General features: G+C 47.9%; 5 protein-coding genes. All 5 read right to left on the minus strand.

Annotated features, from left to right (window positions below; translation table 11 throughout):
• Positions 1-104: 104 nt before the first annotated feature.
• Positions 105-2,225, minus strand: a complete 2,121-nt coding sequence (locus IKE44_RS06840) for a DEAD/DEAH box helicase family protein (RefSeq protein ID WP_287465425.1) — start codon at positions 2,223-2,225, stop codon at positions 105-107.
• A 196-nt stretch (positions 2,226-2,421) separates the two neighbouring features.
• Positions 2,422-4,926 carry a DUF2357 domain-containing protein gene (locus IKE44_RS06845; RefSeq protein ID WP_287465418.1) on the minus strand — a complete coding sequence of 835 codons (2,505 nt, stop codon included), beginning with the start codon at positions 4,924-4,926 and terminating at the stop codon, positions 2,422-2,424.
• Entirely contained in the window at positions 4,895-6,574 is a 1,680-nt protein-coding gene (locus IKE44_RS06850; RefSeq protein WP_287465420.1) for an MrcB family domain-containing protein, read from the minus strand. Before IKE44_RS06850 ends, IKE44_RS06845 begins: the two co-directional genes overlap by 32 nt.
• 771 nt (positions 6,575-7,345) lie before the next feature.
• Positions 7,346-7,690 (minus strand): hypothetical protein, encoded by a 345-nt coding sequence (locus IKE44_RS06855; protein WP_230581431.1) that lies wholly within the window; start codon positions 7,688-7,690, stop codon positions 7,346-7,348.
• The gene (locus tag IKE44_RS06860; RefSeq protein WP_287465423.1) at positions 7,690-8,262 is read right to left on the minus strand and encodes a hypothetical protein; all 573 of its coding nucleotides are present in this window, start codon (positions 8,260-8,262) and stop codon (positions 7,690-7,692) included. Before IKE44_RS06860 ends, IKE44_RS06855 begins: the two co-directional genes overlap by 1 nt.
• Positions 8,263-8,381: the final 119 nt, after the last annotated feature.

Consider the following 8,381-nt stretch of genomic DNA (forward strand, 5'->3'; position numbering starts at 1 on the left):
ATCAAATCGTGTGCCTATGAAATTCAGCGTTTTTTTCTAGGATCCGCATCGTGAAATCCTTGATATTACAGCATTTTGACCATTTTCATTTGCCTAAAATGGCCTCAAAACTGTCGAACTCGGGTCTTGTTTTGGCCGTTAATCGGATTCTCGATTTTGTTTTGAATGACTTTTTTCAATGCCAATAATTTTTTATCGCGATCTGGCGTTATCCTTCTCGCTTGCGCAAGCAACTTCGCTAAAATCTCGCGGTCATATAATAAATCTTGCTTCCATCGGATTAGATCCATATCTTTGATGAAAATTTTCACTTTCGAGCCGATTAACGCGTCTTCTAAATCAGGATCTTCCATATCTATATCATTAATATCTCCGATCGTTTCGTTTTTCGGATCATATTGATCTATTTTTTGAATGTGCGAATCGATCTGATGAATAATGTTTTCCAATGTTAAAGAAAAGGAATGAATGCTGCTTTCTAATCGTTTCAACAAGTTGGATTTCATTAAATAGACAAGGTTATTTTCCCGGTCGGTTTGTTTAAAAATTCTTCCGTTTGCCACTTTCGTATCGTACTTTTCGTTATAAATAGCCCTTTTATGAGGAAAAATATATTGCATTGGCGAATATACCGCCAACCGCAACCGCAATATTTCATTATTGATCTTCTCCAGCGGCGGAAATTCGTCTTTAGCGTCAATTGTTTCTTTAATATTGATTGGCTTCAGGCGGGTCGGAAACGAGCCGATCGCGTTCACATTGTAATATTTTTCGATATGGCGGCGCGAACGGGCGATTGTTAATGAGTCAAGCAAGGTGAAATAATCCCAGTTTAGCATATCTAACAACCGCTCAGTGGTCCGCTCTTCTTCAGGAAGATTGCTCCATTTGTTGAACTGCGACTGCGCGCGGCGGATCGTTTGGCTGATGCTCTTGATGTTCGCCGTTTCCGCTAGCGCTTTGTCATTTCCTTCCGTAATGAAAGCAATCTGGTTCTTTAAGTCATCGAGCTTGTTATTGACAGGGGTGGCAGAAAGCATTAACACTTTCGTTTTCACTCCCGCTTTAATAATGTCGTTCATCAAGCGGGAATATCTCGTCACCCGATCGTTGCGCGGATCATTATTGCGAAAGTTGTGTGATTCATCGATGACGACTAGGTCATAATTTCCCCAGTTCACATGCTCCAAATTAATATCGCCGCTATATCCGCGCTCACGCGATAAATCGGTATGGTTGAGCAAGTCATAGGAAAAGCGGTCTTCCGCCAAAATGTTGCGCTTATCGTTTAAACGGTAAATAGCCCAGTTTTCCCTCAATTTTTTTGGCGCCAACACGAGAACGCGATGATTGCGCAGTTCGTAATATTTAATGACCGCTAACGCCTCAAACGTTTTTCCGAGTCCAACGCTGTCGGCGATGATGCATCCTCCATACGTTTCGATTTTATTGATGGCGCCAATTACTCCATCGCGCTGAAAATCGTAAAGTTTGTTCCAAATGACCGTATTTTCAAATCCCGTTCTTGTTTGTAGCGATTCGTAGTTTTTCGCATCTTGCAAGAAGCCTTTAAATAGATTGTAGAGCGTCACGAAGTAAATGAACTCTGGCGAATTTTCTTTATACATCACTTCTAAGCGCCGCAACATTTCCTCTTTCACATCTTGCAGTGCTTGTTCATCTTGCCAAATGGCGTCAAACTGACGAAGCAGTTGGGTATTTGAATGCTCATCGTCGACAATATGGTTAATATAAATATTGGAAGAGTTGCTGTAGCCTAGACCTGGGCTGGAAAACGGCGCACCGCCGATTAAGCCGATTTGCGTTCCATCGTTGTTTTTGACATGATACAAACCGCCTTGAATGCGCTGATTGGTGACTGATTTAATTTGTGCTTTTCGTTTCAGCCATTTCGCTAATTCTTTGGCTATGTATGCTTGATTTAACTCTACTTTATATTTTCGCTCTTCTTCCACTCCATACAGTGCCGCTTCATTTTTCTCGATTAGTCCTTTTAACGCACGGTTTCCGCGCACAAAGGCAGGCTCTGTGAAAATGAAACGAAATTCATCGAGTTGTGACAGCTCTTTTTTCAGCTCCACAAACGCATATAAAGTAAAGTGCGCAGCAGCAATGGATAATTTGCTGCCTTTTGTCATATGCGCTTTTAGAACGTCGCCTACTAAACCGTTTTGTCTATTGTCAATTATTCCTTTTGCTTTCATCAAAAACCGATGCTCCCTTTTATCTCTTTCGTTAACATAATTCTATTTTACTAAAAAAACAATCGAGCATTGTCGAAATTCGTCGAATAAATCGTCTTACAGGCAAAATTCTTGTTGGAAATAGACCTTCATTCACAAAAAACATCAGTTTTGTCTTTCCTACGTCCTTACCTTACAATAATAAGTTCTTCGTTTTCTACACCTCCCCCATCATCCCCACCACTTCGCGAAACACGGCCGACGGCTGCTTGCGGAGCAGGTCGGCGGGGATTGTTTTGTGCTTTGCGCCGTTTGTGATGATGAGACGGCCGCTTTCCAGGCGGATGGACACGTTTTTGACGCGGTATGCGGTGATTTTGGACGCCTGATCCAAGTAGCGGGCGTCAAGGTCGAAGCGGATGCGGTCGGACAGCCGCCGCAGGATGCGCCAAAGGGCGATGTCCTCGCTTGATTTCATGAACAGTTCGGGCAGTTCTTTCGCCTGTTTGAGCGTGTTGAGCGTCGTCATCGCATAAACGGCGATGCCGTAGCCGACGGGACGGATGACGTGTTGGAGAAAGTGCCAGCTTTCGACTTCGAAGCGAACGTATTCCTCATCGCTTCGTTTCGGCAGCTCGGTGATGGCCGAGCGTTTGACGATGTTCACGGCGGTGATTTTGCCAAAGCACGTGACCCCGTTTTGCGGGGCGGCTCCCCGCTTCGGGTAAAGGGCGATGTAGCGCGCGTTTTGCCAGCCTTTTTTCAGCTGCTTGACCGGGATGTGGTAGAAGCGGTGCTTCACATAGACTTCGTAATGCCGCGCGCTTGGCACCATGCCGACGAGCACATGCTCATCGAACGCCGACCGCCATTCTTCGATGATCCCTTGCGGCAGGATGCCTTCGTGTTGCAGTTCTTCGGGATTCTTTTCAATCAGCCGCTCGATGAACTGCTCGACCAGGCGGGTGGCGTTCGGCAAAAACGGCAGGCCGCCGATGTTGACGTCGTTGATGCTTTTGTACAGCGGGTGCGCTTGGTAGCTGTCTTCGTCATGCCACGGGAAGAGCACGTAGGCGCCAAAGGCGGTGCGCTCGTACGGGCCGCCGCGGCGGGCGACAAGGGAATCACGGTAGCGGTGCATCGTGTTGATGTCGTCTTCCATCGGGCCTGGCATTCCGTACCGTTTTTCATACGCGCTGCCGGAAACGGCGAAATCGAGGCGGTATTTGGCATCGAAAATGTAGTTGAACGTATAGTCTTTTCCCTTCTTTTCAATCGCCAAAACCGTGTCGGGCATTTGCGGGACGGTCGGCAGCCTCCCTTCGTACAGCTGGTACGTGAGCGTGATTCGCTCGCCCGTGTGCGGATGTTCGTACACTTGCTTGGCGGAGCGGGTTTTGTCGAGATGGACGAACAGCCCCAAGCGGTTCACTTGGATGACGTTTTGACTGATGAGTCTGTATTTTTTCCCGAGAAGCTGCCCGAGTTTTAGAAACGTCCAGTACTCGTACAGCGTCGCCACGTCTTTGACGGACATTCGGTACAGCGTTCCCTGCAAGGCGAGGCCGCGGGTGATGAGGAGAAACAGCTGATAAGCGTCGCGGTATCCAGGCGCCATTTGCAGGACGAGGCTCGCAACAGAGCGGTCAAGCCGCCCGATCGGCCGCCAAAAGGAGTGGCGGAGACGGGTTTCGAGGGCGCGGATCATCGATTGGATGCGCTCAAGCAAACCCGGATCCGGTTCTGTTTCGTACCGTCTTTGTTTCCCTTGCACGTGTTCGAACAAATCGCGCAGCTTCTCGGCAAGGCGCGTCATCATCCATTTGACAAACCGGTTTTCGAGCGTGTCGTACGTCAGTTCTTGTTTCGCTTTGAGCCCCGATTGCGGCATGACGGTTCGACTTCCAATGTCGATGCCGCGGTTGACATCGCGGAACACATGCGGCCGCTTGCGCAAATCATTCCGTCCTGCCGCATCCAAACGGCCGAGCTGGTCGCCGCGCACCCTCACATGGACGGTCGACAGTTGATGGTGCGGCTGCCGCTCGATATGGCGAATGGCCTGCAAAAAATCGCCGATATGCGCCTCCATAAGCCGGAAAAATTCGCTTCGGGACGGCGCGCCGCTGCGCTTCGCCTTCGCCCGCTGGTATGTGCGCTTGATAAAGTGAAACGCCAAGTTGTAAATTTCTTCGCTCACTTCATCAAGCAGCCGCTGGTAGTCTTGTTTGTAGGTCAATTTCGTCGGAAAAATTTCGATCGTCACGTCCAAAACGGAGCGGTGGCCGTCGCGGATTTCGAATGTCGACAGCCCGACTTCATTCGGGAAATAGAGGTTGCCCATCAACACCGCCTGTCCGCCGATGTCCACCAGGCTGATGGCGTTCCGAATGGCTGGCGATTCATGATAAAAGGTAAGCACCCGCTCGGTTTTCGGAACGACAAGCAGCTGATAGACGCCGTTTTCAAAGAAAATCGGGCGGTGGCCGCCCGACCAGTCGACAAGCGCCCCCGCGTCCACGTCAAACAGCTTGACGTTTCGCACCCCTTCGCCGCTTGCGAAAAACTCCATCGTCTCGTGGAAATCGAGGCGGCGGTACTGCTTAAGCCCTTCGTATTGTTCATGGTACGGCTTTCCTTTGATTACGAGCGTGAGCTGTTCCGTTTCGATATGGACGAGCTCATAGTCGTCACGCCCCGAGCCAGAACGAAGTGAAGCCATCGTCCTCTAACCTCCGCAGCATGCGCCAAATTTTCTCCGCGCTTTTTGGATAGCGGGCGTACGACACATCAAGCGCACCGCTGTAGTCCCCATCCGGTTCAAAACCGGCGCACAGGACAAACAGCTGTTTGAGCGCCCGCTCGAGCCGCGCGTCGCTTCCTGAAAGGCGCGGCAACATTTTTTGCATCAGGCAATAGTCGAACGCCTTGTCAAATTCCATCAGCTTTCCTTCTTCGTTGTAAGCAAGATAAAAGCAGATTTCATCGCGGACGCGGTAGCCGATGTGCGCCCCGAGCGGCTCAAGGATGTGGTTGATGTCCACGAGCTGTTTCGTCACCGTTTCAACAAGCTCTGGGCAGCGTGCGTACACATCTTTCAAATGCAAATACCGCGCCGCGAACAGCTCCTGCCCGACAGGTTGGGGTACAACGGTCGGCACATCGCGCAAAAAGTCGAGATGGTCGAGACGGACACGGTTGAACTCGATCGTGTTCGCGCGGTCGAGCACTTTTTTGCTGAAGGGGTGGGTCGTCTCGTCCATGTTGACCGTGCCGATGATGTAGACGTTCGGTGGGAGAAAAAGGTCGCGCCCCACCGTTTCTCGCGGCAGCAGCCGTGACGAGGTGATGCGCCCGTCTTCCCAGCGGCGGCTTTCCATGACGCTTAAGACATCGCTGAAATAATGCTCAACGCGGGCGAGGTTCATCTCGTCCAACACGACGAAATACGGTTTGTCCGGATGGTTCTCGGCTTCGATGATGACGTTCGTAAGGGGCCCGGGCTTGAACTCGCCTTTAATGTCGACATAGCCAAGCAAGTCCGAGCCGTCGTTCCAGTCCGGACGGACGGGGATCAAGGCGAAGCGGCCGTTGTCTTCCGTGGCGCCGACGCTCTCGGCGAGCCATTGAACGATTTTCGTTTTCCCCGTTCCAGAAATGCCGGACAAGATGACAAACGGTTTTGTTTTTAACGATAGAAAGAGGTTGGCCACTTCCTCTTTTGTGTAATAAAAACCTTTGGCGGATATGTATGAATGAATATGCTCAACCGCCTCCCGATAGGAAAAGACCTGCTCGGGCGATGCCATTGGTTCTGTTCGCTCTACATACTGTCGGTAATAATCGATCATCGTTTCGAGGTCGCGCGCGAGTTGTTCATCGGATGGCAGATCGTCAAACGAATAGGCGATATACGCCGCCACCGACCGTTCGTAGTCTTTCGCCCGTTTGCTTTCGCCAAGATGGATGTCATCATCGGTCCGCACGCGCTCTCCGGCGGGAATGAGTTGGCGGATGTCCCGCTTCACCCGCTCCATTTCGTCTTTCGGCGTCTCCGTCACCCCTTGGGCGAGCGTCAAATAGAGGCGGCGCCTATCTTCACTGAATAAGTAGACGATATAATACCCTCGCTGCGTCGAATCCGTCACTTCTTGGTCCATCACCGCCACCCACGGCACGTCGGTCCAATTCCCTTGACCGACCGACCCTTTCACCATATACCGATCAGGCGGCAGAAACGGCAGCGCTTTCAACGCCTCTGGAATCGCCCGCGTCACTAACTGAAACGTCCGCCGCTCTTTTGACAGTTTTTCGCGTTTTTCTTGTTCGTAAATGGCCATCACTTGGCGGAAAAGATCGTGCAATGACATGGGAATAACTCCTTCGTATAGAAATGTTATTCTTCGTTTCTATTTTTCTTCTATTCTACTAAAAAAGCGGCTCTCTCAACTAGTGAGAGAGCCGCTTCTTTCGTCACGAGCAGGCGTTCTTTATGTATATACATGCAACATGAAGAGTGGACTTCTCATCACGCCCCATCCCCCAAGCGCTGCAGCACCTTCTCCGGATGTTCATGGATATAAGCCATCGATCAAAGGCTTGCATGATATCGTTTCGTTCTTTATGAAATACATTCGCCATGACAGGATCTTTCCGCCATTTCCGCAAACGCTCGATCGGGGTGAGTTGCGGCGAATATGGCGGGAGATAAAGAAAAAACCCCCGCATCGCAAGGGTTTTCACTAGCGGCCCGAGAGGATAATAACCATTTACCGAAAAGTATTGATATTTTAATGTTTGAGCGACACATTCTTTTGTGTTGTGCAAAATTTGTGCAAAATTCTTTTGAGTTGCTATCTCGTGCGAAAAGGCGGAGAGATCCGCCTTTTGTTTAGCTAAAATAAGCTATAAGTAAAACGATAACAAAGCACACCCCACCACATCACTCGGCTTCATCTTCTCCTCGACGCGATACGTTCCATACGTACCATCCACCTTCACCAGCTTTATTTCGCGAGGCGGTTCATCTTCATATGTGATGTCATCCTCCCTTTGTTTCTCGAAACTGTATGAAGCAATATCGTTCGATACAACTGTATGCGCTGTATACATTTTAATGTTCTTTTCCTCAAGCATTGAACTCAAAGTGAGTGCCACTCTACATTCCCTGCCTCAATAATGATGATGTTCACCCCATCGGTTACTATTTTAACTTTTTCAAGCGATGGAGTTTCGGAAATAAGCACCGCTTCCAATATTTCATCAGCATCAAAGTCTTTAACGCAATCTGTTTCAAAATATGTTACATCTTCAAAAACAATGAATCCCTCAATCATTTCAGGATCTTTAGTTTCGTCATAATCAAATTGCTGCCATTTACATAACTCAGTTTCAATAGATACTCTTTTTGTAGTGGAATCATATTCCACATTATTAATTAAACTCCCATGTAAATTATATCTTTTAAGAAAATCAGATATTCTCATCATTTCTTCCCCCTATTAATCACAATATGCGAAGCTTTTGATCCCTTTGCCACCGGGTTACCATTTATGTCCAAATACATATCATTTTTTCCTGTGGCATTAGGATTATATATATGATAATGATCTTTCCCTTCATAACCACTTGCTCCTGGCGTTGCTGGGTCAAATCTAACTTTTAGACCCGTTACAGGGTCTTTATATTCTCTCATTTTAGTATTTGCTTTCATTCTTGGATCAGTTACATCCTGCCATCCCCTCTTCAATAAATCTTTAGGATTTTCCGGTAAAGATCTAATAACAGAATGTACTGCTTCTCTAGCAAAAAATTGCAAATCAAGCCTCAACAATACTTTACTCCCCATTTTACTCAGTTTAACACCCTCATTTACAACTTTACCACCTGGAATAAAGCTTAGGGAAGCAATCAATTTATCTATTGTACTAGCATTGCCATCCAATAAAGTTTTAATATCATCACCAATGATGAAATCAAATCCTAATTTAGCAATTTCTTTTAAAGATTTCACCACTTCTTCCCATGTAGAATCTTTAGAATGAACCTTGTTTTCCAATGCTTTATACTTATTCTCAACAATCGTTTTTTGATTATAATACCCGTGGTGCTAGTTGAGCTTTAGCGCTCAACTAGCCCAAGTGTAACCAGGGAATAAGCTAACAATATACCGTCTAG

Source organism: Geobacillus sp. (assembly GCF_017515625.1).
GTDB classification, from domain to species: domain Bacteria; phylum Bacillota; class Bacilli; order Bacillales; family Anoxybacillaceae; genus Geobacillus; species Geobacillus stearothermophilus.